General features: G+C 59.9%; 26 protein-coding genes. 9 read left to right on the top strand and 17 right to left on the bottom strand.

Annotated features, from left to right (window positions below):
- Positions 1 to 196: 196 nt before the first annotated feature.
- The 5 genes from ACSQ3G_RS00950 to ACSQ3G_RS00930 form a co-directional block, all read right to left on the bottom strand.
- Positions 197 to 1486, bottom strand: a complete 1290-nt coding sequence (locus ACSQ3G_RS00950; RefSeq protein ID WP_436108717.1) for a flagellin N-terminal helical domain-containing protein — start codon at positions 1484 to 1486, stop codon at positions 197 to 199.
- A 329-nt stretch (positions 1487 to 1815) separates the two neighbouring features.
- Complete coding sequence (locus ACSQ3G_RS00945; protein ID WP_436108716.1) at positions 1816 to 3084, bottom strand: flagellin N-terminal helical domain-containing protein; 1269 nt, start codon at positions 3082 to 3084, stop codon at positions 1816 to 1818.
- Positions 3085 to 3335: 251 nt separating this feature from the next.
- Complete coding sequence (locus ACSQ3G_RS00940; RefSeq protein WP_105417544.1) at positions 3336 to 4601, bottom strand: flagellin N-terminal helical domain-containing protein; 1266 nt, start codon at positions 4599 to 4601, stop codon at positions 3336 to 3338.
- A gap of 276 nt (positions 4602 to 4877) precedes the next feature.
- Entirely contained in the window at positions 4878 to 6143 is a 1266-nt protein-coding gene (locus ACSQ3G_RS00935; RefSeq protein WP_105404091.1) for a flagellin N-terminal helical domain-containing protein, read from the bottom strand.
- Positions 6144 to 6398: 255 nt separating this feature from the next.
- Positions 6399 to 7664, bottom strand: a complete 1266-nt coding sequence (locus ACSQ3G_RS00930) for a flagellin N-terminal helical domain-containing protein (RefSeq protein WP_436108715.1) — start codon at positions 7662 to 7664, stop codon at positions 6399 to 6401.
- Positions 7665 to 8152: 488 nt separating this feature from the next.
- Here ACSQ3G_RS00930 and ACSQ3G_RS00925 point away from each other — a divergent pair, with 488 nt between their 5' ends.
- On the top strand, positions 8153 to 9934 hold the full coding sequence (locus ACSQ3G_RS00925) for an O-linked N-acetylglucosamine transferase, SPINDLY family protein (RefSeq protein WP_436108714.1): 1782 nt from the start codon (positions 8153 to 8155) through the stop codon (positions 9932 to 9934).
- A gap of 62 nt (positions 9935 to 9996) precedes the next feature.
- Here the strand turns inward: ACSQ3G_RS00925 and fliP are convergent, their stop codons facing one another.
- On the bottom strand, positions 9997 to 10734 hold the full coding sequence (gene fliP, locus ACSQ3G_RS00920) for a flagellar type III secretion system pore protein FliP (protein ID WP_046603247.1): 738 nt from the start codon (positions 10732 to 10734) through the stop codon (positions 9997 to 9999).
- 331 nt (positions 10735 to 11065) lie between these two features.
- On the opposite strand from fliP, the gene ACSQ3G_RS00915 reads away from it, so the two are divergent.
- The 8 genes from ACSQ3G_RS00915 (at position 11066) to ACSQ3G_RS00880 (ending at position 18687) form a co-directional block, all read left to right on the top strand.
- Complete coding sequence (locus tag ACSQ3G_RS00915; RefSeq protein WP_105404088.1) at positions 11066 to 12313, top strand: glycosyltransferase family 2 protein; 1248 nt, start codon at positions 11066 to 11068, stop codon at positions 12311 to 12313.
- A 100-nt stretch (positions 12314 to 12413) separates the two neighbouring features.
- Complete coding sequence (gene rfbF, locus ACSQ3G_RS00910) at positions 12414 to 13187, top strand: glucose-1-phosphate cytidylyltransferase (RefSeq protein WP_037087070.1); 774 nt, start codon at positions 12414 to 12416, stop codon at positions 13185 to 13187.
- Entirely contained in the window at positions 13169 to 14251 is a 1083-nt protein-coding gene (rfbG, locus tag ACSQ3G_RS00905; protein ID WP_436108713.1) for a CDP-glucose 4,6-dehydratase, read from the top strand. The genes rfbF and rfbG overlap by 19 nt, the downstream gene beginning before the upstream one ends.
- Positions 14248 to 14808, top strand: a complete 561-nt coding sequence (locus tag ACSQ3G_RS00900) for a dTDP-4-dehydrorhamnose 3,5-epimerase family protein (protein WP_436108712.1) — start codon at positions 14248 to 14250, stop codon at positions 14806 to 14808. The genes rfbG and ACSQ3G_RS00900 overlap by 4 nt, the downstream gene beginning before the upstream one ends.
- Entirely contained in the window at positions 14805 to 16028 is a 1224-nt protein-coding gene (locus ACSQ3G_RS00895) for a class I SAM-dependent methyltransferase (protein ID WP_436108711.1), read from the top strand. The genes ACSQ3G_RS00900 and ACSQ3G_RS00895 overlap by 4 nt, the downstream gene beginning before the upstream one ends.
- A complete protein-coding gene (locus ACSQ3G_RS00890) occupies positions 16025 to 16858 on the top strand; it encodes an NAD-dependent epimerase/dehydratase family protein (protein WP_436108710.1) in 834 nt (277 codons plus the stop codon). Before ACSQ3G_RS00895 ends, ACSQ3G_RS00890 begins: the two co-directional genes overlap by 4 nt.
- A 4-nt stretch (positions 16859 to 16862) precedes the next feature.
- Positions 16863 to 17924: a class I SAM-dependent methyltransferase gene (locus ACSQ3G_RS00885; protein ID WP_105426276.1), complete on the top strand. Its 1062-nt coding sequence runs from the start codon at positions 16863 to 16865 to the stop codon at positions 17922 to 17924.
- Positions 17917 to 18687, top strand: coding sequence for a cephalosporin hydroxylase family protein (locus ACSQ3G_RS00880; protein ID WP_046611719.1), 771 nt, complete (start codon positions 17917 to 17919; stop codon positions 18685 to 18687). The genes ACSQ3G_RS00885 and ACSQ3G_RS00880 overlap by 8 nt, the downstream gene beginning before the upstream one ends.
- A gap of 119 nt (positions 18688 to 18806) precedes the next feature.
- Here ACSQ3G_RS00880 and ACSQ3G_RS00875 read toward each other — a convergent pair whose 3' ends face one another.
- From ACSQ3G_RS00875 to fliI, 11 genes are read right to left on the bottom strand one after another with little or no spacing between them, the layout of a single operon-like run.
- On the bottom strand, positions 18807 to 19325 hold the full coding sequence (locus tag ACSQ3G_RS00875; protein WP_436108709.1) for a flagellar basal body-associated FliL family protein: 519 nt from the start codon (positions 19323 to 19325) through the stop codon (positions 18807 to 18809).
- A 42-nt stretch (positions 19326 to 19367) separates the two neighbouring features.
- Positions 19368 to 20087 (bottom strand): flagellar basal body L-ring protein FlgH, encoded by a 720-nt coding sequence (gene flgH / locus ACSQ3G_RS00870; protein WP_037087079.1) that lies wholly within the window; start codon positions 20085 to 20087, stop codon positions 19368 to 19370.
- Positions 20084 to 20644 (bottom strand): MotE family protein, encoded by a 561-nt coding sequence (locus ACSQ3G_RS00865; RefSeq protein ID WP_046664763.1) that lies wholly within the window; start codon positions 20642 to 20644, stop codon positions 20084 to 20086. Before ACSQ3G_RS00865 ends, flgH begins: the two co-directional genes overlap by 4 nt.
- Positions 20641 to 21768, bottom strand: a complete 1128-nt coding sequence (locus ACSQ3G_RS00860) for a flagellar basal body P-ring protein FlgI (RefSeq protein WP_105404080.1) — start codon at positions 21766 to 21768, stop codon at positions 20641 to 20643. The genes ACSQ3G_RS00865 and ACSQ3G_RS00860 overlap by 4 nt, the downstream gene beginning before the upstream one ends.
- Positions 21765 to 22247 (bottom strand): flagellar basal body P-ring formation chaperone FlgA, encoded by a 483-nt coding sequence (gene flgA, locus ACSQ3G_RS00855; protein WP_052751612.1) that lies wholly within the window; start codon positions 22245 to 22247, stop codon positions 21765 to 21767. Before flgA ends, ACSQ3G_RS00860 begins: the two co-directional genes overlap by 4 nt.
- Positions 22248 to 22267: 20 nt before the next feature.
- The gene (gene flgG / locus ACSQ3G_RS00850; RefSeq protein WP_037087082.1) at positions 22268 to 23056 is read right to left on the bottom strand and encodes a flagellar basal-body rod protein FlgG; all 789 of its coding nucleotides are present in this window, start codon (positions 23054 to 23056) and stop codon (positions 22268 to 22270) included.
- A gap of 17 nt (positions 23057 to 23073) precedes the next feature.
- Positions 23074 to 23412: a flagellar hook-basal body complex protein FliE gene (gene fliE / locus ACSQ3G_RS00845; protein WP_037087084.1), complete on the bottom strand. Its 339-nt coding sequence runs from the start codon at positions 23410 to 23412 to the stop codon at positions 23074 to 23076.
- The gene (flgC, locus tag ACSQ3G_RS00840) at positions 23409 to 23828 is read right to left on the bottom strand and encodes a flagellar basal body rod protein FlgC (protein ID WP_046664764.1); all 420 of its coding nucleotides are present in this window, start codon (positions 23826 to 23828) and stop codon (positions 23409 to 23411) included. The genes fliE and flgC overlap by 4 nt, the downstream gene beginning before the upstream one ends.
- A 4-nt stretch (positions 23829 to 23832) precedes the next feature.
- Positions 23833 to 24219, bottom strand: a complete 387-nt coding sequence (gene flgB / locus ACSQ3G_RS00835) for a flagellar basal body rod protein FlgB (protein ID WP_105404079.1) — start codon at positions 24217 to 24219, stop codon at positions 23833 to 23835.
- Positions 24220 to 24272: 53 nt separating this feature from the next.
- On the bottom strand, positions 24273 to 24839 hold the full coding sequence (locus tag ACSQ3G_RS00830) for a flagellar protein (RefSeq protein ID WP_105438544.1): 567 nt from the start codon (positions 24837 to 24839) through the stop codon (positions 24273 to 24275).
- A gap of 7 nt (positions 24840 to 24846) precedes the next feature.
- On the bottom strand, positions 24847 to 26244 hold the full coding sequence (gene fliI / locus ACSQ3G_RS00825) for a flagellar protein export ATPase FliI (protein WP_250809404.1): 1398 nt from the start codon (positions 26242 to 26244) through the stop codon (positions 24847 to 24849).
- Between the last annotated feature and the right edge of the window lie 2 nt (positions 26245 to 26246).

The raw sequence follows: 26246 nt of genomic DNA, 5'->3' as shown, positions 1-26246 counted from the left end.
CCTTTCGTTCGAGGCTCGTCATGAGCCTCCCGAAAGCGCAAATCGTCACCGCTGCAATCATCGTATCATCCCGACAAGGTTGCCATTCGTTTGTCCCGGCGACACAAGACACTTCGCCGGACTTTAGCGGAACGGTAGGAAGTTAAACTTGCGCGAGGATGAAGGGCGGCGGCCGAGTGACCGGCGCCGCGCAGTCTTAACCTTGCCGGAACAACTGCAGGATGTTTTCGGCGTTGGTGTTGGCGATCTGGAGCGACTGGATGCCGAGCTGCTGCTGAGTCTGCAACGCCTTCAATCGTGTCGATTCTTCGTTCATGTCCGCATCGACCAGTCGGCCGACACCCTTGTCGATCACGTCGGTCAGGGAAGCGACGAAGCTTTCCTGCAGATCGATGCGCTTCTGGATCGAGCCAAGGCTCGAAGCGGCGCTCGTCATCGCCAGAAGCTGTTTGTCGAGGAAACGCTCCATCATATCAAGCACTGCGTCGGTGTTCGGCGCTGAGCCCGGGACCATCGTGTTCATCTTTACGACGAGGTCGTTCAGCTTGTTGATGTCGACCGTGGTGACCGACATCCCAAGTTTTCGGTTATTGAGATTGTTCGCAGGGGCCACGACGAAATAATATTTTGTCGTGCCGTCGTCGTGAGCAGGGGTCGTTACCGCCGGTGCCGTAGCCGGATCGGTCGTCGTCACCTGAGCCCACTTGCCTTCCCCGACCTTCAGATAAAAATTGCCGCCGACTGCATAGATGCTCGTGTCGATTGTATTCGCATCCGCGCCCAACGCCATCAATTGGCTTTCGGCGAGAACCGAGACCGCGTAGGACGCGCTCGTTGAACCCATGGTGCCGTTGGAGGTGATCATGTCGACGGCGACTTCGCTCTCGGCGACGAACTTCACGGACGAGTCCAAGATGCCGAGGTTGCCGCCGTTGAGATCGAAAAGGACCGTTTTGGAATCAAGCGTATAATCGACGGTCTTGACCGCGACGTCACCGGAGGCGGTGCGGGTGAACGACGCAACCACCTGTTTGACGACCGGTCTTTCCTGAGCGTTGGTACCGCCGTCGCTGATATAGTCCTGGAGCCAGTTCTCGCCGGAGAAGGTCGCCGAGTCCGAGATGCTCTTCAGCTGTTCCTGAAGCTGGGCGATTTCTTCCTGGATCTTGCCGCGATTGGAGCCGACGCCGTAAGCCGCAACGATCTTGGATTTGATCTCGACAACGGTGTCGATCGCACTTTCCATCGCCGTGTAGGCGGTGTCTACCTTGGCGGCGCCGAGGCCGAGCGCGTCCTGGATGGTCGAGAGCGCATGATTGTCGGAACGCATCGTGGTTGCGATCGACCAGTAGGCGGCATTGTCCGCGGCTGTCTGGACACGCATGCCCGAGGAAACCCGCGCCTGAGTGATTTCCATGTTGCGATCGATCGAGCGCAACGTCTGCAGTGCAGCCATAGCGGCGGGATTGGTCAGGATGCTGGTCATCGGCCGTGCCTCGGTCAAATGGTCTGGAAATCCGGAGTACTTGACCGGAAACGACGAGAGGCATCATGCGTACCGCCACTCAGCATCACAGATGCGGGCGGTCTGTCGTTCTTAACAAATCGTTAAATCGACAGTTATCAAACCCGGTCGAGGATTGGCAAGAAGTTAATGAAGTCTTAACGGCCTATCCGACAACGGTGCAGGTTTCGCGCAAGCCACGCCCCAAAACGCGAAAAACCGCGCCTCTTTCGAGACGCGGTCTTCTTTCCAGAATATTTGCTATCACGTCAGCAGAGCAGGACGAAACCGCTCCTAGCCTAGAGCGCCGCTTACTGACGGAAGAGCGACAGAATATTCTCGGAACTGGTATTGGCGATCGAGAGCGACTGGATCGCAAGTTGCTGCTGGGTCTGCAGGGCCTTGAGCCTGGTCGACTCTTCGCTCATGTCCGCATCCACCAGTCGGCCGATGCCGCTGTCGATGGAGTCGGTCAGCTTGGAGACGAAAGCTTCCTGCATGTCGATGCGCTTGTTGATCGACCCGAGTTTTGCCGTTGCGCTGATGAGCTTTTCGAGCTGACCGTCGACGAACGAGTTGAGAGCGGCCATGAGATCGGCATCGTTGGCCTTGGTACCCATCCCGAGATAGCTGACACCGTTCGAGTTGCGATAGTCATCGAGCTTGGTGATGTCCAGTTCGGAGATGGAGATGTTGGAGGCGTACTTGATGCCTGCGGTTGCCGTTGCACCAGCCGAGAAATCGTATCCCTTGGTGGTGTAGACAGCGTCAATGTAGGCGCCGCCGACCTTGATGAGATAGGTGCCGCCGGTGCCGGACGTATAGATGCCGTTGGTGTCGCCCTTCATGTAGACGCCGCCGCCGACATCCTTCCAGAGCGCGTCCGTTGCGTAAAACGCGGCAGTGTTGATCTTGCCGAAGTAATCCTTGTCGTTGGTCGTGCCATCTTCAAAGTTGATCGCCCGGAAGCCGTTGAAGGAATTGCCGTCGAGCAGGCCGCCGTGACCGCCGCTCAAGTCGAACAGGACGTTCGTTTCGTTCAGAACGACATCCACCGATTTGACGGCGACGTTGCCGTCGGGATCACGGATGAACGAGCTCACAACCTGCTTGACGACCGGGCTGACCGCGTAGATCACGCCCGTGGTGGGGTTGGAGGCGCCGCCGACTTCGGCCTGCAGCCAGTTTTCACCGGAGAACGATGCAGAAGAAGTGATGCTCTTCAACTGGTCCTGCAGCTGCGAGATTTCTGCCTGGATCTTCGCCTTGTCGACGCCGGCTTCCGAGGCGGTAACGAGCTTGTTCTTGATTTCCTTTACGACGTCGACAACGCTTTCCATTGCGGAATAGGCGGTATCAACCTTGGCGGCGCCGAGACCGAGGGCGTCTTGAACCGCGGAGAGAGCGCCGTTGTCGGAACGCATGGTGGTCGCGATCGACCAGTAGGCGGCGTTGTCGGAAGCGGTGCCGACGCGCAGGCCGGTAGAAACCCGGTCCTGAGTGGTCTGCATCTGGCCGTCGATGTTACGGAGAGTCTGGAGAGCAGCCATAGCTGCGATATTGGTAAGAATGCTGGTCATTTTGGTTTGCCCCTTGAATGGCTAGATGGAAGGGACATTTCCGGGATTACACCGGTGAACGTTGGCTTGGCCTGATGCCTGTTAACCTTTTCTTCGTCTTGGTTAACCCATCGTTTCGATGAGCTCAGTTAAGGTGGAAATGGTTAACAAAGGTTAAATGGAATTTACGAAAGTTAACAAAAACTACCGGGACATAAAAAAAGCCGCGCCCCAAAAGGGCGCGGCTTCTTTGTGCCGAATGACGCGTCTTATTAGCGGAAGAGCGACAGGATGTTCTGCGAGTCGGAGTTGGCAATCGAGAGCGACTGGATCGCCAGCTGCTGCTGGGTCTGCAGTGCCTTGAGCCTGGTCGACTCTTCGTTCATGTCCGCATCCACCAGTCGGCCGACACCCTTGTCGATCGAGTCGGTGAGCTTGGAGACGAAGTCCGACTGCATCTCGAGCCGCTTCGCAACGGCGCCGAGCTTGGCCGCCCCGCTGTTCATCGCTTCCAGCTGACCGTCCACGAACGAGGTCAGTGCCGCCATGATATCTTCATCGGTGGCTTTGGTACCCAGACCGAGATAGCTGACACCGCTGGAGTCGCGATAGTCTTCGAGCTTGGTGATGTCGAGGTCGGAAACAGAGATGTCCGAAGCGTACTTGATGCCGCCCGTTGCAGTCGCACCAGCCGAGAAGTCGTAACCCTTGGTCGTGTAGACTGCGTCGATGTAGGCGCCGCCGACCTTGATCATGTAGGTGCCGTTGGAGCCCGAAGAATAGACGCCGTTGGTGTCGCCGCGCATGAAGACGCCGCCGCCGATGTCCTTCCAGACGGAGTTGGTCGCATAATACGACGACGTGTTGATCTTGCCGAAGTATTCCTTCTGGTTCGTCGTGCCGTCGTCGAACTTAATGGCGCGGAAACCGTTGAGGGCGTTGCTGTCGAGCAGACCGCCGTGGCCGCCGCTCAAGTCGAACAGGACGTTGGTTTCGTCGAGAACGACGTTGATGGACTTGACCGTGACATTGCCCTCGGCATCACGGATGAACGAACCGACGAGCTGCTTGGTGAGTTCGCTGGCGGCATAGATGATGCCGGTGGTCGCGCTCTGCGAGCCGCCGATTTCGGCCTGCAGCCAGTTTTCGCCGGAGAACGAAGCGGAGGAAGCGATGCTCTTCAGCTGGCTCTGCAGCTGGGTGATTTCTTCCTGGACCTTGGACTTGTCGACGCCCGGTTCGGAAGCGGCAACCAGCTTGTTCTTGATTTCGGTGACGACGTCGATCGCCGATTCCATGGCGGAATAGGCAGTGTCGACCTTGGCAGCGCCGAGGCCGAGAGCGTCCTGAACTGCGGAAAGAGCGCCGTTGTCGGAACGCATGGTGGTCGCGATCGACCAATAGGCAGCGTTGTCGGAAGCAGTGCCGACGCGCAGACCCGACGAAACGCGGCTCTGCGTGGATTCCATGTCGGTTGCGATACCGCGCAGCGTCTGCAGAGCAGACATAGCTGCAATGTTGGTAAGAATGCTTGTCATTTTAGGTGCCCCTTGAGTGGCTGATTACGAAAAGGGACATTCCGGATTTCACCGGGAACAGCGGTCAGCATCATGCTTGTTAACCATTTAATTTTCTTGGTTAACTCACTGTTTCGATGCTGTTAGGTAACCGCAATATGGTTAATGAATATTGAAGCCGATCGGGAAATTGAGAAAAGCGATTAGGAAATTAAAAAAAGCCGCGCCCGAATTCGGACGCGGCTCTTTTTTAAGTCCATGGCGTGGTCAGCCTCCGCGCCATTTTCCCTGTGTCGATTAACGGAACAGCGACAGGATGTTCTGCGAGTCGGAGTTGGCAATCGAGAGCGACTGGATCGCCAGCTGCTGCTGGGTCTGCAGGGCCTTGAGCCTGGTCGACTCTTCGTTCATGTCCGCATCCACCAGTCGGCCGACACCCTTGTCGAAGGAGTCCGTCAGCTTGGAGATGAAGTCCGTCTGCATGTCGAGGCGCTTCGATACGGCGCCGAGCTTGGAGGCAGCGCTGTTCATCGATTCCAGCTGACCGTCGACGAACGAGGTCAGTGCAGCCATGAGGTCTTCATCGCTGGCTCTGGTTCCGAGGCCGAGATAGCTGACACCGCTGGAGTCGCGATAGTCTTCGAGCTTGGTGATGTCGAGGTCGGAAACCGAGATGTCCGTCCCGTACTTGATGCCGGCCGTTGCAGTCGCACCAGCCGAGAAGTCGTAACCCTTGGTGGTGTAAACCGCGTCGATGTAAGCGCCGCCGATCTTGATCATGTAGGTACCGTTGGAGCCCGAAGAGTAGACGCCGTTGGTGTCGCCCTTCATGAACACGCCGCCGCCGATGTCCTTCCAGACAGCGTTGGTTGCATAATACGCCGACGTGTTGATCTTGCCGAAGTATTCCTTCTGGTTCGTCGTGCCGTCGTCGAACTTGATGGCGCGGAAACCGTTGAGGGCGTTGCTGTCGAGAAGACCGCCGTGGCCACCGCTCAAGTCGAACAGGACGTTCTGTTCGTCGAGGAGGACGTTGATGGTCTTGACCGCGACGTTGCCGTCGGCATCACGGATGAACGAACCGACGAGCTGCTTGGTGATTTCGCTGGAGGCGTAGATGATGCCGGTGGTCGCGCTCTGCGAGCCGCCGATTTCGGCCTGCAGCCAGTTTTCGCCGGAGAACGAAGCGGAGGAAGCGATGCTCTTCAGCTGGCTCTGCAGCTGGGTGATTTCTTCCTGGACCTTGGACTTGTCGACGCCCGGTTCGGAAGCGGCAACCAGCTTGTTCTTGATTTCGGTGACGACGTCGATCGCCGATTCCATGGCGGCATAGGCAGTGTCGACCTTGGCAGCGCCGAGGCCGAGAGCGTCCTGAACCGTCGAGAGCGAACCCTTGTCGGAACGCATGGTGGTCGCGATCGACCAATAGGCAGCGTTGTCGGAAGCAGAACCGACGCGCAGACCGGAAGAAACGCGGCTCTGCGTGGATTCCATGTCGTTGCTGATGCCGCGCAGCGTCTGCAGAGCAGACATGGCTGCAACGTTGGTGAGAATGCTAGTCATATTGATTGCCCCTTGAATGGCTAATTGTAGGAAGGGACATTCCGGACTTCACCGGGAACAGCGGTCAGCATCATGCTTGTTAACCATTTAATTTTCTTGGTTAACTCACCGTTTCGATGACCAAAGAATGAAGCAATATGATTAAGGAACATTGAAGTGATCCAGAGAATAAAAAGGGCCGCGTCCGAATTCGGACGCGGCCCTTTTTGAAGGTCGATGGCGCGGTCAACCGCCGCGCCATTTTCCCTGTGTCGATTAACGGAACAGCGACAGGATGTTCTGCGAGTCGGAGTTGGCAATCGAGAGCGACTGGATCGCCAGCTGCTGCTGGGTCTGCAGTGCCTTGAGCTTGGTCGACTCTTCGTTCATGTCGGCATCCACCAGTCGGCCGACGCCCTTGTCGATCGAGTCGGTGAGCTTGGAGACGAAGTCCGACTGCATGTCGATGCGCTTCGATACGGCACCGAGCTTGGCCGCAGCACTGCCCATCGCTTCCAGCTGGCCGTCGACGAACGAGGTCAATGCCTGCATGAGATCCTCATCGCTGGCTTTGGTACCCAGACCGAGGTAGCTGACACCGCTGGAGTCGCGATAGTCTTCGAGCTTGGTGATGTCGAGGTCGGAAACCGAGATGTCTGCTCCGTACTTGATGCCGGCAGTTGCAGTCGCGCCAGCCGAGAAGTCGTAGCCCTTGGTCGTGTAGACTGCGTCGATGTAAGCGCCGCCAACCTTGATCATGTAGGTACCGTTGGAGCCCGAAGAGTAGACGCCGTTGGTGTCGCCCTTCATGAACACGCCGCCGCCGATGTCCTTCCACTGGGCAGTGGTCGAGTAGATCGCCGACGTGTTGATCTTGCCGAAGTATTCCTTCTGGTTCGTCGTGCCGTCGTCGAACTCGATGGCGCGGAAACCGTTGAGGGCATTCTGGTCGAGAAGACCGCCGCGGCCGCCGCTCAAGTCGAACAGGACGTTCTGTTCGTCGAGGACGACGTTGATGGACTTGACCGCGACGTTGCCTTCGCTGTCACGAACGAACGAACCGATGAGCTGCTTGGTGATCTCGGTGCCGGCCTGAATGATGCCGGTGGTGGCGTTCTGAGTGCCGCCGATTTCGGCCTGGAGCCAGTTTTCACCGGAGAACGAAGCGGAGGAAGCGATGCTCTTCAGCTGGCTCTGCAGCTGGGTGATTTCTTCCTGGACCTTGGACTTGTCGACGCCCGGTTCGGAAGCGGCAACCAGCTTGTTCTTGATTTCGGTGACGACGTCGATCGCCGATTCCATGGCGGCATAGGCAGTGTCGACCTTGGCAGCGCCGAGGCCGAGAGCGTCCTGAACCGTCGAGAGCGAACCCTTGTCGGAACGCATGGTGGTCGCGATCGACCAATAGGCAGCGTTGTCGGAAGCAGAACCGACGCGCAGACCGGAAGAAACGCGGCTCTGCGTGGATTCCATGTCGTTGCTGATGCCGCGCAGCGTCTGGAGCGCGGCCATCGCCGACACGTTAGTGAGAATGCTAGCCATAGTTGATTGTCCCTTTGAACGAAATACATGGAGGGGGACATACCGGACTGTATATATTACCGGCACTTCGGTCCGGCATCATGCCAACTCGGTCTCTTCAATCTGAAGGAACACCAAACCCGTCGTGTGAGCCAAATCTCGCAGCAAATCCTTGCTAAGTTCTTTAAACAGCACGACGACCTGAAAACCGTTCGACCAGTATCATTAACAAACGGTGTACGAAGCGCCCTGACTCCGGGAGGTCGGCTTCATGCAAGCTTGGCTTGCCACGATGCGCGGTGAAGCCGATTTGCCGGGACGCCGGCACAACTTTACTGGAGCGGGAAGCCTTGAAACCCCTGAAGATACAACGGCAATACGTCGCAGCACAAAATCACTTCGACAAAAAAGAATATCACGATGTATTAGGCATCCTGAATAAGCTGCTTGATGTTCACAAGGATCCGAGGCACTACGCACTCCTGGGCGCAACTCTGTTGAAGCTCAAGATGAAGACCGAGGCCGCCCAGGCTTTCCAAATTGCCGGCGAGATGGAATCTCCGCATAAGCTCAAGTACACGCGCGAAGCCATGCGCCTTCATTTTTCCAATAACGACGATATCAACGTCCTGCGCCTCGGTGCGCGCATTCTCAAAGACGCGATTGCCGATCCGGACATGGCTGTCCTGATGTCCGGCGCTCTGATGCGCCAGGAACTGGAAGGCGCCGAAGCCTTCCGCAACACGCTTGCGAGAAGCGACGAACCAACACACCGCCAGCTCGCAGCCCGCTCGATCCGGCTCCAGGATCGGAGCGACGAAGAGAACAAGTGCATCCTCGAGATCTTCGAGAAAGATCCCGAGGATCGGATCGTGCGCAATTTCTATCTCTCAGCCATGAGAGACGCCCTCGATTACGATATCATCCGCAAATACGAGCCGATCCAATTCGAGGAAATCGCCAAAGGCGAATTCGAAGCGATCGCCGACGAGGTGTCGCTCTTCAATCTGCGCTGGTGCGACGATGAAAAAACGAACGCCATCGCGGGCTCCAGAATGGGCGAGAGAAAGCCCAAAAACGCCGCCTCGAAAAGGCACAACATGCCGCACCGCTGGGGCAGCAAGCTGCGCATAGGCTATCTTTCGGCCGACCTTTGGACGGAACACGCCGTCATGAAGGCGCTTCGCGGCATATTGGAATCGCACGACAAGAGCCGTTTCGACGTCACGCTCTTCTGCAACGCTCCTGCCGAACGGCTGCGCAACGACAACAACGCCATCCGCGAGGAATGGGGTAGAGTTGTCCGGATTCGGGGCATGACGGATGACGAGGCGGCCGAGGCAATCAAGGCCGAGAATATCGACATCCTGGTCGACCTGCAGGGGCATACCGCGGAAAACCGGGTATTCGTGATGAACCGCCAGACCGCACCGGTGCATGCGACCTGGCTCGGCTATCCGGGCACCGTGGTCAACGTCGACATCGACTACCTCATCGCGGACAAAACGGTGGTGCCGGAAAGCTCCTTCCAACACTACTACGAGAAGGTCTGCTGGATGCCCGAGACGTTCTTCCCGAACGAAGCGGTCCACCGCCCGATGCCGCAGCCGATCGATCGGGCGCTCTGCGACATGCCGCAGGACGCCTTCATCTTCTCGTGCTTCCACAGCCACTGGAAATTCACGCCCGCAACCATCGACCTCTGGGTCCGCGTCCTCAAGGAAACGCCGGAGAGCTATCTGTTCCTGATCTGCCGCGAACGGTTCGGTGCTCGAAAGAACCTGATCAAGGCCTTTGCGGAAGCTGGCATCCCGGAGAGCCGCCTGATGTTCGGCGATCGCGTCAACAACTATGCGGCCTATATCAACCGTATCGGCCTGACCGATCTCGGTCTCGACACCTATCCGTATAACGGCCATACCACGACCTCCGAAAAGCTCTGGGCCGGGCTGCCGATGCTGACCCACAAGGGTAAGAACTTCGCATCACGCGTCAGCGAAAGCCTGCTGAATGCACTCGGCCTGCCGGAAATGGTCGCCGATGATCGGGATGACTTCGTTCGCCGGGCGGTCCATTATTACAACAACCGCGAGGAGCTCGCCGAGGTGCGCAAGCGGCTTGAGGCAAACCGCTTTACGCATCCGCTTTTCGACGCCGAACGATATTGCCGGCATCTTGAAACCGCCTACACGATGATGGCCGAAAAGGCCAAGGCCAGGATCAAGCCCGACCACTTCAGCGTCCCGGCCCTTCCCCCGCGGGAAGGCCCGTTCAGCTTCCGCAAAAGCTGATATCCGAACCAAAAAGAAACGGCGGGAAATTTCCCGCCGTTTCCATTTCAGCAGGTCTGCGTTTAGTTGAAAGAACGAACCAGACTGCCGACCAGCAGGTTCCAGCCGTCGATCAGGACAAAGAAAAGGATCTTGAAGGGCAGCGAGATCGATGTCGGCGGCAGCATCATCATCCCCATTGCCATGGTGATTGCTGCGACGATCATGTCGATGACCAGGAACGGCAGGATGATCAGGAAGCCGATTTCGAAACCGCGCCGTATTTCCGAAAGCATGAAGGCAGGGACCAGGACGCGGTAGTCGACGGCCTGCGGTGTGCCGACAGACTGGTTTCGCTCCCGGGCGATTTCGACGAAGAGTTCCAGGTCCTTGTCGCGCGTATTGGCGGACATGAACACCCTGAACGGCTCCGCGATCCGCTGAACCGCCTCCGCCTCGGTGACCCGGTTCTGAAGAAGCGGCTGGACACCCTCGTTCCACGCCCTGTCGAAGGTGGGCGACATGACATAAAACGTCATGAACAGCGCCATCGAGACCAATATCATGTTCGACGGAGCGGTCGACAGGCCCATGCCCGAGCGCAGGATGGAGAAGGCGATCACGATCCGTGGAAAGCTCGTGACCATGATCAGGATGCCGGGGGCGACGGAGAGAACCGTCAACAGCCCGAAAGTCCGGATGATCCACGCGGCTGCGGAACCATCGACCGGCAGATTGAGAAGATCCGCCGGCGATTGCTGGGCGAGCGCGAGCCCGGGTGCCGCCATCAGAGCGACGAACAGGTAGATCAGCCGAATCATGCGATCACGAAGGTCCTTTGCGTCATCTTCGATAGTCACCCGGACCAATGCAGGTCAACACCTGCGGGCCGCGTGCGGGGACTCGTACACAGAAAGGAGACCGCGCTGGCCGAACCACGATGCCTGGGCTGCCGACGCGACCATCATTCAGCTTGGCGCAAGTCTGGTCGCATAGCCTCAATCCAGGAATAGCTAATGGACGTGCAGAGCCTGGAAAAGTCCCATTCCGGCTCTGACGTCGATCGGAAGCGCCTCGGAACCCTGCCGCTGAGCGTCCCTTGCTTGCGGCGGACCCGCTGCGTGTTCGAACAAATCAGGTCGAGGAAATTCGGTGTCTTCCATCAAACTCAGCATATGCATCCCCACCTACAACCGTGAGAAACACCTGCACGATTGTCTGGAACGGTGCCATCGCGATTTCCGCTTCGATTTCCCCTATGAAATCGTCATTTCCGACAACGCCTCGACGGACAATACCGGCGCGGTCGCCAAGGAATTCATCGAGCGGGGAATGCCGATCCGCTACGTCAGGGGCGCGGAGAATGTGGGGATGATCCCCAACATGAGCAGCTCCCTGCGGCTGGGACGCGGCGAATACCTCCTCTACCTCGCCGACGACGATCGCCTGATCCCACAGGAAGTCGCCAATATCGTCGCTTACCTCGACGAAAATCCGAACATCACCGTCTGCCATGCGCCGTGGGCGATGTATGACGGCATCAACGAGGTCGAGGGCGGACTGTTCTACACGGTCAACGAAGACAAGGTTTTTCCGCAGAAAAGCTTCGCCGAAGTTTTCAACTATATGTTCCGGGGCCACATCTTCCCTGAAATCGGCATCTACCGCGCCAGCGCTTTCCGGTCCTCATGGGTTCCCAGGGATATCTGCTTCTACCCCTTCCCCATGCTTGCCCACTTCCTGGACCAGGGCGACATCGCCTTCCGGAGAACGCCCTTCTATCGCCAGGTCATCGCATCCAACGTCGAACGCGATCGCGTCCAGGGGGGCGCTCAGATCGCGGCAACCGGATGGGACCAGTATCGTGGCGGCCTGGAATACTTCCTCTACTTCGCATCGAAACGCGGCAAGGTCGGCACTTCGCCCGACGAACGCGCGACCCAGGAGCATCTCTGCAGAAACTTCACGCTGCAGCGAATGGCCGTCTCGATGCGACTGCTCGTCGGCATGCGCGAATACGTGAAGGCGTACGAGGTCTATACGAGAATGGTCTTCGGAGGCTTCGACGAGCATCCGGAAGTCATGTCCTTCAAGGAAGGCGGATTGCTTGCAACGGCGCTGCAGACCCTTTCCTGGCAGTTGGGGGTAACTGCGGGCATCGAGAACCTCGTCATCTCCGGATATCCGGATATCGTAACCCTCAAGGAACGGCTCCAAAGGGTAAGGTTGCCTTCGCGACTGGAGATCATCGACGAGCCGGTGGAACCTACACCCGCGCAACTCGAGAACACAGCGATCCTGGTGCATCTGCCGGAAGAGCGGGCCCGTTTCGTCGAGATGGGTTATCTGCCCAACCTCGTGTTCGCCCAGGACGATCTGATCAGGACCATTTTGCTTTAGCGCACGAAGGCGTTTAGCCCGATCGCCGGAGAAGCCCCATTCGCATGGTTTGCTGACGGTCGTCGTTCAATGATAGGCCGTCAGTTACGGAGAGACGGAATTGAAAGCTGTAATTCTCGCCGGTGGGTTGGGAACCCGCATCTCTGAGGAGACGCATCTCAAGCCCAAGCCGATGATCGAAATCGGCGGACGGCCGATCCTCTGGCACATCATGAAGCTCTACTCCGCCCATGGCGTGAACGAGTTCATCATCTGCTGCGGATACAAGGGCTACGTCATCAAGGAGTATTTCGCGAACTACTTCCTGCACATGTCGGACGTCACCTTCGACATGGCCTATAACGAAAAGCAGGTCCATCGCCGCAGCGCCGAGCCCTGGAAAGTCACGCTGATCGATACCGGCGAAGCGACGATGACCGGCGGCCGCCTGAAGCGGGTTTCCGAATATCTGCGCAACGAGGAAAGCTTCTGCTTCACCTATGGCGACGGCTTGAGCGACGTGAACATCACCGAGCTCGTCAAGTTCCATCGGTCGCACGGCAGGAATGCGACGGTTACCGCAGTGCATCCGCCCGGCCGCTACGGTGCGCTCGAACGTTCCGGCAACCAGGTTACCGGCTTCGTGGAAAAACCGCGCGGCGACGGCGGGATGATCAATGGCGGTTTCTTCGTGCTTTCGCCGAAATGCATCGATCTTATCGAGGGCGACAACATTCCGTGGGAATCTGCGCCGATGGCGAACCTTGCCACGATGGGCGAATTGATGGCCTACGAGCACGAAGGTTTCTGGCAGCCGATGGACACGCTGCGGGAAAAGAACCTTCTCGAAGACCTCTGGGCCTCCGGAAAAGCGCCATGGAAAATCTGGCCGTGACCGGCGGGGCTCGTCCGGACCGCGGTTTCTGGGCGGGTAAACGCGTTGTTCTGACAGGGCATACCGGCTTCAAGGGAGCGTGGCTTTCGATCTGGCTCGGACGCCTCGGCGCCGAGGTCACAGGCATTGCCCTGCCGCCCGAAACCCAACCGAGCCTTTTTGCGCTCGCGCGGCCTGATCTCAAGGAAAGCCATTTCCAGGATATCCGCGACGCCGCCAGGCTTGCCGAACTGGTGCGCTCCGCATCGCCCGAGATCGTGATGCATCTCGGCGCCCAGGCCCTGGTGCGCCCGAGCTACCAGGATCCGCTCGGCACATTTGCGACCAATGTGCTCGGAACGGCCAACCTGCTCGAGGCGGTCCGTTCGGTTCCGTCGGCGCGCGTGATCGTCGCGATCACCACCGACAAGGTCTACCGCAACCTCGAACACGCCTTCCCTTACCGGGAGACGGACCATCTCGGTGGACATGATCCCTACAGCGCCAGCAAGGCTGCGTCCGAGATCGTCATTGCGAGCTATCGCGATTCGTTTCTGCGCGAAAAAGGCGTCGCGGTCGCCAGCGCCCGGGCCGGCAATGTGATCGGCGGCGGCGACTGGTCGGCCGACCGTCTGCTGCCGGATGCGGTCCGCGCCTGGCAGTCCGGTAATACCCTCAGCGTCCGGCGGCCGGAGGCAAAGCGCCCCTGGCAGCACGTGCTCGAACCGCTCTCTGCCTATCTCGTGCTTGCCGAACGGCTGTGGAGCGATCCCGCGATTGGGGACGCCTTCAATTTCGGCCCGATCAGCCATGAGGCCGCGCCAGTGCGCCAGGTGATCGACATCGCCCGCGCCTCCTTCGGCCGCGGCGAAGTGCAATATGGCGACGGCACCGAAGGACCGCACGAAGCGGGCTGGCTTGCCTTGGAAACGGCCAAGGCGCGGCATATGCTCGACATCGAACCGCGCTGGTCGCTGGCGGAGGCTGTCGACCGGACGATGAAATGGTATCGTGCGCAGAATGACGGCGCCGACGCACGCGCCCTTTGCGAAGCCGAGATCGCCGAATACGAGGCACGCCATTGAGCCGCTTCACCGTCACCGATCTGCCGCTTGCCGGCCTGAAGCTCGTCGAACGCCAGAACCTCGGTGATCCGCGCGGCTTCCTGTCGCGCATGTTCTGCGCCGACGAGCTGGCGCCGGCAGGCTGGGCAAAGCCGATCGCCCAGATCAACCTGACGATGACGGCGCGGCAAGGCACCGTGCGGGGCATGCATTTCCAGCATCCGCCGCATGCGGAGATGAAACTGGTCAATTGCCTGCGCGGCGCGGTCTTCGATGTCGCGGTGGATCTCAGATCCGGTTCCCCGACCTTCCTGAAATGGCATGCCCAGGAGCTTTCGGCCGAGAACCGCCGCTCGCTGTTGATCCCGGAAGGGTTCGCGCATGGCTTCCAGGCGCTCACCGACGATTGCGAACTCCTCTATTTCCATTCGATGCCCTACGCATCCGGTTCGGAAGGTGCGCTGAACGCGCAGGATCCGGTTCTCAACATAAGCTGGCCGCTGGAGATCACCGAAATGTCGGATCGGGATCGCGGTCATTCCTTCCTGACATCACAATTCACGGGACTGACGCCATGAACTGCCGCCACTGCGGTACCGCACTTCGCTGCGATTTCCTGGACCTCGGCTTCGCGCCGCCGTCCAATGCGTATCTGACGGCCGAGGACCTCTCCAGGCCGGAAGTCTATTTTCCCTTGAGGCTGCAGGTCTGCGAAGAATGCTGGCTGGTTCAGACCGAGGACTATGCCTCGGCCGAATCGCTCTTCAGTGCCGAATATGCGTATTTCTCCAGCGCATCGACGAGCTGGCTCGCCCATGCAGCCCGTTATGTCGAGATGATCACCTCCCGTCTCGGCCTCGGCCGGGACAGCATGGTCATCGAGGTCGCATCGAACGACGGTTATCTCCTGAAGAACTTCGTCAAGGCCGGCATACCCTGCCTTGGCGTCGAGCCGACGGCGAGCACCGCCGAAGCTGCCGAGGCGCTCGGCATTCCGGTCCGCCGGGAGTTCTTTGGGGAGGCGCTCGGCAAGCAATTGGCCGGCGAAGGTAAGGCTGCCGATCTCATCCTTGGCAACAACGTCTACGCGCATGTCCCCAATATCAACGATTTTACACGCGGCCTGAAGGCGGTGCTGAAAGCCGGCGGCACGGTGACGCTCGAATTTCCGCATGTGATGCGGCTCATCGAGCACAATCAGTTCGATACGGTCTATCACGAGCACTTCTCCTATCTTTCCCTCTTCACTGTCGGAAAGATCTTCAAAGCGGCGGGCCTGCGCGTCTTCGACGTAGAGGAATTGCCAACCCATGGCGGCAGTCTGCGCGTCTATGCCTGCCATCAGGGTGATTCGCGCCAGGCGACCGAAGCCGTCACCGCGTTGCTCGGCGAAGAACAGCGCCGCGGCCTTCAGACTTCGGCCACCTATGCCGACTTCCAGGCCAAGGCCGAAAAGGTCAAGAACGACGCGCTCGCCTTCCTGTTGGACGCCAAGCGCGAGGGCAAGACGGTCGCAGCCTATGGCGCCGCAGCCAAGGGCAACACGCTGCTCAATTTTGCCGGCGTCAAGCCGGACCTGCTGCCCTATGTCTGCGATGCCGCAGCGGCCAAGCAGAACAAGTTCATGCCGGGCAGCCATATCCCCATCCTGCATCCGGACGAGATCGTCGCGCGCCGGCCGGACTATGTGATGATCCTGCCCTGGAACATCGCGACCGAAGTCCGCCAGCAGCTGGCTTCGCTTGCCGATCAGGGCACCAGGTTCGTAACCGCCGTGCCGGAATTGAAGATCATATGACCCCACTCGTCCTGCTCACCGGGGGAACAGGTTTTGTCGGCCGGCAGGTGTTGCGGGCGCTGACCGAATCCGGTGCGCGCGTCCGGGTGGTTTTACGCGAAGGATCGGCGGAAAGCCGGCTTGGCGATCTCTCGGCTGTCGAGAGTATCGTGCGGACGCCGGACCTGTTCCGCGAATCAGTTGAGTGGTGGACCAATGCCCTCGAAGGCGTCGATACGGTCGCGCATGTCGCGTGGTATGCCGAACCCGGCAAATATCTGCAGTCGCCGGAAAACATCGTCTGCCTCGAAGGCACGTTGCGGATGGCGCAGGGTGCAGCGCTTGCCGGCGTCAAACGGTTCGTTGGCGTGGGCACATGTTTCGAATACGACCTCTCGGCGGGCATGCTCGCCACCGACACGCCGCTGCGTCCGATCAGCCCCTATGCCGGTGCCAAGGCCGCGGTGTTTCTGGCCCTGTCGCAATGGCTGCCGCTGCACCAGATCAGCTTTGCCTGGTGCCGGCTCTTTTATCTTTTCGGCGAGGGCGAGGACGAGCGGCGGCTGTTTCCCTATCTTCGGACGCAGCTTGCCGCCGGCAAACCGGTGGATTTGACCAGCGGCAACCAGATCCGCGACTTCCTGGACGTTCGGGAAGCAGGAAGGCAGATCGCCGATATCGGACTTGGCGACAAAACGGGAGCCACCAATATCTGTTCCGGAATTCCGGTCACGGTGCGGCAGATAGCCGAGCGGTTGGCCGACGAGTATGGTCGCCGCGATCTCCTGCGATTCGGCGTTCGTCCCGACAATCTGGTGGATCCTCCCTGCGTTGTGGGATTAACGAGGTGATGACATGACGACGAAAGATACCCTGCTGCTTTACGAACAGCCGCAGTTGCCGACCTTCCAGAACCGCGTTTATCCCACGGCAGCGGAAGCCAAAGGCTGTGCCAAGGGCGATATCCGCCTGGTGCAGGACATGAAGACGGGCCTCGTCTACAATGATGCGTTCGACCCCAAGCTCATGGACTACGACGGCAATTACAATAACGAACAGGGTGTCAGCCGGCACTTTCACCAGCATCTGGAAATGGTGGCTGGCATTGTCGAGCGGACGATGGGCCGTGAGAACCTGGTCGAAGTCGGCTGCGGCAAGGGCCTCTTCCTCGAGATGCTGCTTGAAAAGGGCTTCGACCTCACCGGGTTCGACCCCACCTACGAGGGCACGAACCCGCGCGTGAAGCGGCATTATTTCGAGGCCGGCGTCGATGTCCAAGGCGAGGGGCTGATCCTTCGCCACGTGCTGGAGCATATCCAGGACCCGTATGATTTCCTCGTCGAGCTCTGCAAGGCGAACGGCGGCAAGGGCCGCATCTATATCGAGGTGCCCTGCTTCGACTGGATCATGGAACATCGCGCCTGGTTCGACGTGTTCTACGAGCACGTCAATTATTTCCGCCTGTCCGATTTCCATCGGATCTTCGGCAATGTCATCGAAAGCGGTCGGGTTTTCGGCGGACAGTACCTCTATGTGGTGGCCGAGCTGGACTCGTTGCGGCCGCCGGTGCGTGAAGAAACCGATCGCGTCGCGTTTCCCGCCGACTTCACCCGCACGCTGGGCGACCGAATTGCCGCCGGCGACAGTTCGGCGATCTGGGGCGGCGCGTCGAAGGGCGTGACTTTCTCGCTGCTGAAATCACGCCAGGGGCAGCCGGTCGACATGGTCATCGACATCAATCCCGCCAAGCAGGGAAAATTCCTGCCGGCAACCGGCCTGATGGTGCAATCGCCGGAGCACGCATTGGCGAAACTTCCCCACGGCTCGACCATTTACGTCATGAACTCCAATTATCTCGAGGAAATTCGAATGCTGTCTCACAACGCTTACACCTATGTGGGGATCGACAATGAGTGATTTCACCAAGGAAGTTGAAGCCCGCGTCGCGGCCGTCCCGGGAAACAAGGAGCTGAACGACAGCGCCGCGCAGTTCATGCGCACGTCGATCGCCTCGCAATATTCCTACAACTATTTTTGGCTCGGCCGACCGATCATCCAGTATCCGCAGGATATGGTCGCCATGCAGGAGCTGATCTGGACGGTAAAGCCCGACCTGATCATCGAAACCGGCATCGCCCATGGCGGCTCCCTTATCCTCAGCGCCTCGATGCTGGCTTTGCTGGAACTGTCGGAAGCCGCGGAAAAGGGCGAGGTCGTCGATCCGGCCAAGCCGAAGCGCAAGGTTCTCGGCATCGACATCGACATCCGCCCCCATAACAAGCAGGCGATCGAGGCCCACCCGATGGCGTCGCGGATCGAAATGATCCAGGGCTCCAGCATCGCGCCCGAGATCATGGATCAGGTCCGCAAGGTCGCTGCCGGTTATTCGCGTATCCTGATCAGCCTCGACAGCAACCACACGCATGAGCACGTTCTCGAGGAACTCAAGCTCTATGCCCCGCTCACCAGCGTCGGCAGCTATTGCGTCGTCTTCGACACCGTCGTCGAGGATCTGCCGAAGGAACTGGCCGGCGATCGTCCCTGGGGACCGGGCGACAATCCGAAAACGGCCGTCTTCGAATATCTGAAGACCCATCCGGAATTCGAGATCGACAAATCGGTAGAGAACAAGCTGCTGATCACCGTCGCCCCGGACGGCTTCCTGAAGCGCCTGCGCTGAACGAACAGACCTCCTTCCGGCGAAACCGGAAGGAGGTCCCGACCGGACAGAGATCCGAGCAAACAAAAAAGCGGCCATTTGGGCCGCTTTTTTTCGTGCGTTGTCTTTGAAACCCGCCGCTATTCGATCACGAAAGAGCGGAACATCACCTTGGCGACCTTGCCCTGCGAGCGAAGATCGACACGTTCCTTGATATCGTCCTTGAGATACTGGAAGCCGCGCGGACCCTCGATCTGCTGCAGCGAAACGGTGCGCATGTAGGCGAGAATATCCTGGTGGATATTTTCCGCGAGTGCCAGTTCCGGCGGGCCCGAGAACGCAAGCGCGACTTCGAGCCGAATCCAGTTTTCGGACGGATAGGCGAGATTGGTGGTGATCGGCTCGAGGAGAACGACGCCGTTGGCCGCGGTGGAAATATGGGGAAGCCCCTCTTCCTTTTCGCCGGCCTTGCCGTGCTCGCCGCCGGCTGCCGCCGTCTCGTGCTTCTGCGCCGCGTTCGGATCCTTCGGCGCGATCATGCCACCGACGACCCAGCCGCCACCGGCGCCGATCACGGTCAGGATCGCGACGCCCGCGATGACCATGATGGTGCCGTTCTTCTTTTTCTTAGCGTCGGCCGCCTGTGCTTCATCCGCCATGGTCTTCAAACCTTCACATCAAGAGACCTTCGCCCAGGTCCGTCAGAAGGGCGAGAACATATCGACGACCTGCTGACCGACCGGCGGCTGCTGGACTTCCGTCAGGCGGCCACGGCCACCGTAGGAGATGCGGGCCTCGGCGATCTTGTCATAGGAGATCATGTTGGTGGAATCGACATCCTGCGGCCGGACGATACCGGCAACGTTCAGAATGCGGATTTCGTGGTTGACGCGTACTTCCTGCGAGCCGCTGATCAGGAGATTGCCGTTTTCGAGAATGCCGGTCACGACGGCAGCCACGAGCAGCTTCAGGCTTTCGGCACGCTTGGTCGTTCCCTTGCCCTGAGAATCCGTGCTCGAATCGGTACCGAGATCGCCGGTCGTGCCCGCCTTCGGAGTCCAACCGAACAGGTTGCTGAGGTTGGCACCCCAGGTCAGGCTGGTCGAATTCGTGCGGTTGCGTTCCGTCTCGTTGTCGAAGGATGCCTTGTCGTTGATCTTGATATCGACCGTCAGGATGTCGCCGACATTCAAAGCGCGCGAATCCTTGAAAAGCGCAGCCTGATTGTCGCTCCACAGCGAATAGCCGCTGGCCATCTGCCGCGGCTGTTTCGGATAGGACGACATCTGCGGCGCCTGCGCATATTGCAGGCCGCTGCCGATCGGGCTCATGGCCGGCGCATTGCCGATCTCCTTGATCGTCTGGCTCGAACAACCAGCCAGAAACAGAACGGCCATGATGGCGGGAATGCGTTTCGTCATGAGGGCACTTTCGGAACATTGGGAGCGCGTGCTTTCGACGTATTGGGGTCGGAAGCGCTTGAGATGATCGTGGAGATCATGCCGGCCTTCTGCGGGTCCATTTCCGCGAGGAAAAGGGCCGACTGGCGGGCCGGAAGCTGCATGATGATCGCGGCTGCGACCTCCATGTTCATTTCTCCGAGCTGCGGTGCTGCCGCATCCGGTTTCATCGTCTTGAAGATGTCGACCAGACCGGCTTGAGCGCGCGCCAGGAAGTCGTTGCGGCGCTTCAGCCAGTCCTGGTATTCGGCGGTACGATCCTGGAGAGCCTTGATGCGGTCGTCGACCTCGGCCTGCAGCTTCTCAAGCTCCTGCTTCTGCAGGAGATAACGCTGGTCCCGCGCGGCATCGGCGATATTGGTGCAGAATTTCTGGATCTCGTCGCTGGTCGACGCTTCGGTGACCGGCGCCGGCTGCTGCGCTCCGACCTGGGAAACCAGCATCAGGACAGCGGCAGCGGCGAGGACGCGACGAGCGAGCGTCTTGGATACGGAAATGGTGAATAGCGTCTCGGTCATTGCAGGACGAGCTCCGCTTGAAGGGCGCCGGCGGACTTGATGCCTTGCAGGATGGCTATGATGCCGTCCGGCTTGACGCCGATGCTGTTGAGACCGGCGACCAAGGTCCGCAGATCCGGACCGTTGAGGAGCGCGACCTGGCCGCCGTCCTTCATCGCCATGATATCCGTCTGGGGCTGAACCGCCGTCTCGCCACGCGAGAAAGGTTCCGGCTGGATCACCTGCGGGGTCTCCGTGACCTGCACCGTCAGCGTTCCGTAGCTCACTGCAACGCGCGAGATCTTCACATCCGCGCCGATGACGATCGTGCCGGTTCGTTCATTGACGACGACCTTGGCCGGCGTATCGGTTTCGACCACGAGGTTCTCGATCTCGGCCATCAGCCGCGTCAGATCGGCGGACTTCGGCTTTTGAACGATCACTTCCTGGCTGTCGCGGGGTTCTGCGATCGGGCCGCCGTACCGACGAGCCGCGAAGCTGTTGACGATGTCGGAGACGCGCACTGCGGTCGAGAAGTCCGGATTGCGGAGCTGCAGGACGAGGTTTACCGAGTCCTTGAACTTCGAGGGCAATTCACGCTCGACGATCGCGCCGTTCGGAACGCGGGCCGCCGTCGTCACACCTTCGGTCAATGTCGCCGCCTGGCCCTGGGCCGAGAAGCCGGACACGACAAGCGCCCCCTGGGCCACGGCGTAGATCTGGCCGTCGGCGCCGGAAAGCGAGGTCATGACCAGCGTGCCGCCGCGCAGAGAGGTCGCGTCGCCGAGCGAGCTAACCGTGACGTCGATGCGGCTGCCGGGGCTGGCGAAGGGAGGCAGGTTGGCCGTGACCATGACGGCCGCGACGTTCTTGGCGTTGGACTGGCTGCCCTGGGTCGAAATGCCGAGGTTCTGCAGCATCGCCTTCATCGACTGGTCGGTGAAGGGAGACGAGCGCAGGCTGTCGCCCGAGCCCTGAAGACCGACGACGAGGCCGTAGCCGATCAGCTGGTTGTCGCGGCCGGCCTGCAGGGACGCGATGTCCTTGATGCGGGCGGTGACGACATAGGGGCCGTCGGCGGACGCCGGCGCGCCGCCCAGGAGGGAGCCGATCACGGCAAGCGTGAGGAAGAGACGGGTTCTCATTTCGCCATCACCTGGATCGTCCCATCGGCCATGACGGTACCGCTGACCGTGACACCCGAATCGATGTTGCGCACACGAATGACATCCCCGACAGCCGCGTTCTCGAGCGGTGCGCCGGAGGCCGAAATCGTCATGGCGCCAATGGTGAAGGTCAGGCGGACCGACTTGCCGCGAGTGACCGCGAAGGCTTCGCGAAGCGCCGAAACCGGAACGGTGCGCCCGGCCAACAGCGTGCGCTTTGCCACCATGCCCACGACCTCCTCGGTCCTGCGGGCATAGTCGCCGCCCAGATTCGGATTGGTGACCTGCACCTCCTCGACCCTGCCCTCGGTGATCTCTTCGCCGGGATAAATGGTCTGGACCGGCACAACGGCCGTCCCCATACCGGCGAGGACCGGCGAGCCGGTTGCGGCAAGAAGAGCTGTCAGGAGCCGCAAGCCAAGCCTGGCGCCAATCGCATTTTTCCGGCGAAACTTCATGTCTGCCCGTCTCCTGGTTATTATTTCAGGTTCTTGCTGACGATCGTAGCCATCTCATCGGCGGTGGTGATGACCTTGGAGTTCATTTCGTAGGCGCGCTGCGCGGAGATCAGATCGGTGATCTCCCGGACGGCGTCGACGTTCGAACTCTCCAGATAACCCTGTTTCAGATAACCGAAACCAGGATCCTCGGGGGCTGCAACGATCGGTTCGCCGGATGCGGCGGTCTGCGCAAACAGGTTGTCGCCGAGCGGCTGAAGGCCGGCCTCGTTGACGAAGTTGGCGGTGGTGAGCTGGCCGATCTCGGTAAAGTCCGGGGAATTGCCGATGCGGACCATGACCTGACCCGTACGGGTGATCTTGGTTTCGCTGACGTCTGCCGGGAAAGTGATGTTCGGCACGACCGCATAACCGTCGATCGTGACCAGCTGGCCGTCGGCGTTCTTGTTGAAGGCGCCGGCACGGCTGTAGAGCGTCTGGCCGTCCGGGGTCTGGATCTGATACCAGCCGCGGCCGACGATCGCCACGTCGAGATCGTTCTCGGTGTGGGTCAACTCACCCTGCGTGTGGATGTTGCGGACAGCCGAGGTCTGCACGCCGAGACCGATGTTCGCGCCTTCCGGCACGATCGCCTGGTTGGCGCGGTTCGGCACGCCCTGGGCGCGCTCGCTTTGATAGAGAAGATCGGAAAACTCGGCGCGGGCGCGCTTGTAACCGGTCGTGTTGATGTTCGCGATATTGTTCGCGATGACTTCGAGATTGGTCTGCTGGGCATCCATGCCCGTTGCTGCGACGGAAAGCGCTCTCATGTCTTCGTCCTCAAACTCTAGATCTGCATTTTCGTGACTTCGAGATAGGCGGAGACGATCTTGTCGCGCAGCGCCATGGCGGTCTGGAGCGACTGCTGCGCTTCAAGAACCGCATCTACGACTTCACGGGTATTGGCCTTGCCCTGGATGGCCTTGAAGGACATCGATTCCGCGCCCTTCAGGCTGTTCATCGTGTCCGTCGCCATGTTGGCCATGATGCTGCCGAAATCCATGCCGGTGTTCTGGCCGGGCGTCGTCGCGATGCCGCCGGCGAGCGTGGAGCTGCTTGCGGAACCGACCTCGTCGAGGCCGTTGGTCAGCGAGAGGGAGCTGAGGTTTTGAATCTTGTCGATCATTGTCCGGCCTTCAGAAGGTCAATCGTCGCTGCGATCAGTTCGCGCGTCTGCTTGATGGTCTGGATGTTTGCGTCATAGGAACGATTGGCTTCGCGCATGTCGCCCATCTCGATCAGCATGTTGACGTTGGGCATCTTGACCATGCCCTTGGCATCGGCGGCCGGGTGATCCGGATCATATTCCTCGATGAACTTGGAGCTGTCGTTGCCGAGCTTCTTGATCTCGACCACGTCCACGCCGCTTGCCTTGTCCAACTCCGAGCCGAAGGTGATCGTCTTGCGGCGGTAGGGATCGGCACCGGGCGTGTCGCCGGTGGAGCGGGCGTTGGCGATGTTTTCGGAAACGATGCGCAGACGTGTCGACTGCGCCTCCATTCCCGATCCAGCGATCTTCAGGGAGGCTGAAAGCGGATCCATTTGCTTACCTCTTAACTAACGTCAGCATCATGCTGTGAAACGATTTCACTAGTCCTGTGCTCAATTCGTATTGGCGTTTGATTTCACCCGTCTTCGTCAGCTCATCGGCCAGCGAGACGGTATTTCCGGATTCCTGGACGCCGATTTCCTCGTTCAGTTCCGATGCCTTGATGTCGATCTCATCGCTGAGGTCGTTGCTGGCGAAATGGCCCGGATTGGTGCGGGCCATCGGAACATGCGTGCGGTCCAGCACCGAATCAAAAGGCGTGATGTCCTTCGCCTTGAACTTCGGCGTGTTGGCATTCGCGATGTTGCCCGCAACGACTTCCTGGCGCACCGAAAGCCAATCGGCCTGACGGGATGCCATTTCGAACAATTGAATCGGTTGCATAGGCTTGTCTCCATCTTCTGTCCGGAAACTATGCCAGTAACCTTGCGTCGGACTTACGGGCGAGCACTCCCGCCCGTGTCCTGATAAACTTCTCCGCTGGAAGTAATGATCACCCACTTGCCGCCACGTTGTTCAAGCGTGGCGAGCTTGCTGTTGTCGGGCAAAACCGAGCCGACCCGGACCATGTACATGCCGGAGCCGTCCTCGATGAGCGCGCGGCCGTTGGCGACGTGAAGCAGCCGGAAATTGCCGCGGCCCGGAAAGGGCTGCTCTTCCTGCAGATTGCCGTCCTTGCGCGTTTCGCCGAGGGACGACGTGGTGGCCGTGGTCAACGCGTCCATCGGCTCGACAGGCTTCGGCCAATCGTCCTTGGTACTGTCGGTCATGGCGAGAGGCGACACGGTAACGACCGAGCGGGCGGCGCCCGGTGGCAGATCGCGCGTGCGGCCGAGCGCTTCCGTCCGGATGCCGAACTTGTCGGCATTCAGGAAGACGTACCAGGGAAAGAAGGCAGAGGCTGCGGCGAGCGTGATGCCCGTCGCGACCAGGATCTTGTCGCCCAATCGCGAGCGAGCCTCTTCCGATTGAGCTGCCGCTTCCTGGTTGTTCTTTTCGCTCATCGAATAATCACCTTCTGGCTATGGCCGACTGCGGATTGCCCTGCCCTGCCGCCGCACGCAGCGCATTGGCCAGATCCGCATAAGCGTCGAGCGCCGGCTTTTCCCCCGGCGTCTGCTTCAAGACTTCATAGATGACCGGCACCTGCTTGATCGCCATGTCGAGATCCGGATCGCTGCCGGCGCGATAACCGCCGATCAGGCGCAGGTCGCGGGTTTCCTCATAGCGGTGCACCAGCGATTTCAGGCGCGACACCAGCTTTTCCTGATCCTCGGTCCAGGCCTTGCGGGCAAGACGCGAGATCGAGGAGAGCGGGTTGATCGGCGGATAGCGGCCTTCCTCGGCAAGCGAACGCTCGAGAACGATGTGACCGTCGAGAATCCCGCGGGTCGAGTCGGCGATCGGGTCGTTGTGGTTGTCGCCATCGACGAGGATCGAGATGATCGCGGTGATCGTACCCGTTCCTTCGACGCCCGGGCCGGCGCGTTCAAGCAGGCGCGGCAGCTCGGTGAAGACCGACGCCGGATAACCGCGGGCGATCGGCGGTTCGCCGGCCGCAACGGCGACTTCGCGGATCGCGTGGGCAAAACGGGTGACGCTGTCGGCGATGAACAGGACGTTGTCGCCCTGGTCGCGGAAATGTTCGGCGATGGTGATCGCCACCAGCGGCGCCATCTTGCGCAGCATCGGGCTTTCGTCGCTGGTCGCGACGACGGCGATCGATTTCGACATGTGCTCGCCGAGCGTATCCTCGATGAATTCGCGCACTTCGCGGCCGCGCTCGCCGACCAGCGCGATCACCACCTTGTCGAAGGAGTCGGCTCTGGCGAGCATCGAGAGAAGCGTCGACTTGCCGACACCCGAGCCGGCGAAAATGCCGAGACGCTGGCCGAGGCAGAGCGGCGAGAAGATATCGATCGCCCTGACCCCGGTCCTGAAACCCTTTTCGACGCGGCTGCGCGTCATCGAAGGCGGAGCGGTATTGGCGATCGAACGCGGATGAAGACCACGCCCGACCGGACCCTTGCCGTCGATCGGTTCCCCGAGCGAATTGATCGTGCGTCCACACCAGCTATTGTCCGGCGCGACACGGAAGGCGCCCTTGCGGATTACCGTGTCGCCGATACCGATCGGCTCGCCGGGTTCGATCGGGCAGACGTAGATGATGTCCGGCTCCACGCGGACCACTTCGCCGAGATGGATGCCGGTCGCGCTGCGATGGGCGACGAATTCGCCAAGCCGCACGTGTTTCGACAAGCCCGCGACGGTGTAATGTCCTGCAGCGATGGTCCTGACATGACCACCGTGGGCGACCGAGAAGGCCGGATCGGAATAACGTGCCGAAAGGCCGGCAAGCTGGGCCAGCTTGCCGCCGTTGACTGCATCGAGGATAGCCGCTTCCATCATGG

This window comes from Neorhizobium tomejilense (assembly GCF_964254135.1).
Classification (GTDB): domain Bacteria; phylum Pseudomonadota; class Alphaproteobacteria; order Rhizobiales; family Rhizobiaceae; genus Neorhizobium; species Neorhizobium tomejilense.
Note: the sequence above shows the minus strand (reverse complement) of the source record. Positions and strands in the feature narration are given on the sequence as shown.

What these genes read in the sequence shown, in the direction of transcription:
- ACSQ3G_RS00950 (WP_436108717.1), bottom strand. Translation starts at nt 1,486, where the DNA reads ATGACCAGCATCCTGACCAATCCCGCCGCTATGGCTGCACTGCAGACG.
- ACSQ3G_RS00860 (WP_105404080.1), bottom strand. Translation starts at nt 21,768, where the DNA reads ATGAGAACCCGTCTCTTCCTCACGCTTGCCGTGATCGGCTCCCTCCTG.
- ACSQ3G_RS00945 (WP_436108716.1), bottom strand. Translation starts at nt 3,084, where the DNA reads ATGACCAGCATTCTTACCAATATCGCAGCTATGGCTGCTCTCCAGACT.
- ACSQ3G_RS00890 (WP_436108710.1), top strand. Translation starts at nt 16,025, where the DNA reads ATGACCCCACTCGTCCTGCTCACCGGGGGAACAGGTTTTGTCGGCCGG.
- flgB (WP_105404079.1), bottom strand. Translation starts at nt 24,219, where the DNA reads ATGCAACCGATTCAATTGTTCGAAATGGCATCCCGTCAGGCCGATTGG.
- fliI (WP_250809404.1), bottom strand. Translation starts at nt 26,244, where the DNA reads ATGATGGAAGCGGCTATCCTCGATGCAGTCAACGGCGGCAAGCTGGCC.
- ACSQ3G_RS00935 (WP_105404091.1), bottom strand. Translation starts at nt 6,143, where the DNA reads ATGACTAGCATTCTCACCAACGTTGCAGCCATGTCTGCTCTGCAGACG.
- fliP (WP_046603247.1), bottom strand. Translation starts at nt 10,734, where the DNA reads ATGATTCGGCTGATCTACCTGTTCGTCGCTCTGATGGCGGCACCCGGG.
- ACSQ3G_RS00895 (WP_436108711.1), top strand. Translation starts at nt 14,805, where the DNA reads ATGAACTGCCGCCACTGCGGTACCGCACTTCGCTGCGATTTCCTGGAC.
- ACSQ3G_RS00865 (WP_046664763.1), bottom strand. Translation starts at nt 20,644, where the DNA reads ATGACCGAGACGCTATTCACCATTTCCGTATCCAAGACGCTCGCTCGT.
- fliE (WP_037087084.1), bottom strand. Translation starts at nt 23,412, where the DNA reads ATGATCGACAAGATTCAAAACCTCAGCTCCCTCTCGCTGACCAACGGC.
- ACSQ3G_RS00830 (WP_105438544.1), bottom strand. Translation starts at nt 24,839, where the DNA reads ATGAGCGAAAAGAACAACCAGGAAGCGGCAGCTCAATCGGAAGAGGCT.
- ACSQ3G_RS00925 (WP_436108714.1), top strand. Translation starts at nt 8,153, where the DNA reads ATGAAGACCGAGGCCGCCCAGGCTTTCCAAATTGCCGGCGAGATGGAA.
- rfbG (WP_436108713.1), top strand. Translation starts at nt 13,169, where the DNA reads ATGGAAAATCTGGCCGTGACCGGCGGGGCTCGTCCGGACCGCGGTTTC.
- flgA (WP_052751612.1), bottom strand. Translation starts at nt 22,247, where the DNA reads ATGAAGTTTCGCCGGAAAAATGCGATTGGCGCCAGGCTTGGCTTGCGG.
- ACSQ3G_RS00930 (WP_436108715.1), bottom strand. Translation starts at nt 7,664, where the DNA reads ATGGCTAGCATTCTCACTAACGTGTCGGCGATGGCCGCGCTCCAGACG.
- flgH (WP_037087079.1), bottom strand. Translation starts at nt 20,087, where the DNA reads ATGACGAAACGCATTCCCGCCATCATGGCCGTTCTGTTTCTGGCTGGT.
- ACSQ3G_RS00940 (WP_105417544.1), bottom strand. Translation starts at nt 4,601, where the DNA reads ATGACAAGCATTCTTACCAACATTGCAGCTATGTCTGCTCTGCAGACG.
- flgC (WP_046664764.1), bottom strand. Translation starts at nt 23,828, where the DNA reads ATGGATCCGCTTTCAGCCTCCCTGAAGATCGCTGGATCGGGAATGGAG.
- flgG (WP_037087082.1), bottom strand. Translation starts at nt 23,056, where the DNA reads ATGAGAGCGCTTTCCGTCGCAGCAACGGGCATGGATGCCCAGCAGACC.
- ACSQ3G_RS00885 (WP_105426276.1), top strand. Translation starts at nt 16,863, where the DNA reads ATGACGACGAAAGATACCCTGCTGCTTTACGAACAGCCGCAGTTGCCG.
- ACSQ3G_RS00880 (WP_046611719.1), top strand. Translation starts at nt 17,917, where the DNA reads ATGAGTGATTTCACCAAGGAAGTTGAAGCCCGCGTCGCGGCCGTCCCG.
- ACSQ3G_RS00875 (WP_436108709.1), bottom strand. Translation starts at nt 19,325, where the DNA reads ATGGCGGATGAAGCACAGGCGGCCGACGCTAAGAAAAAGAAGAACGGC.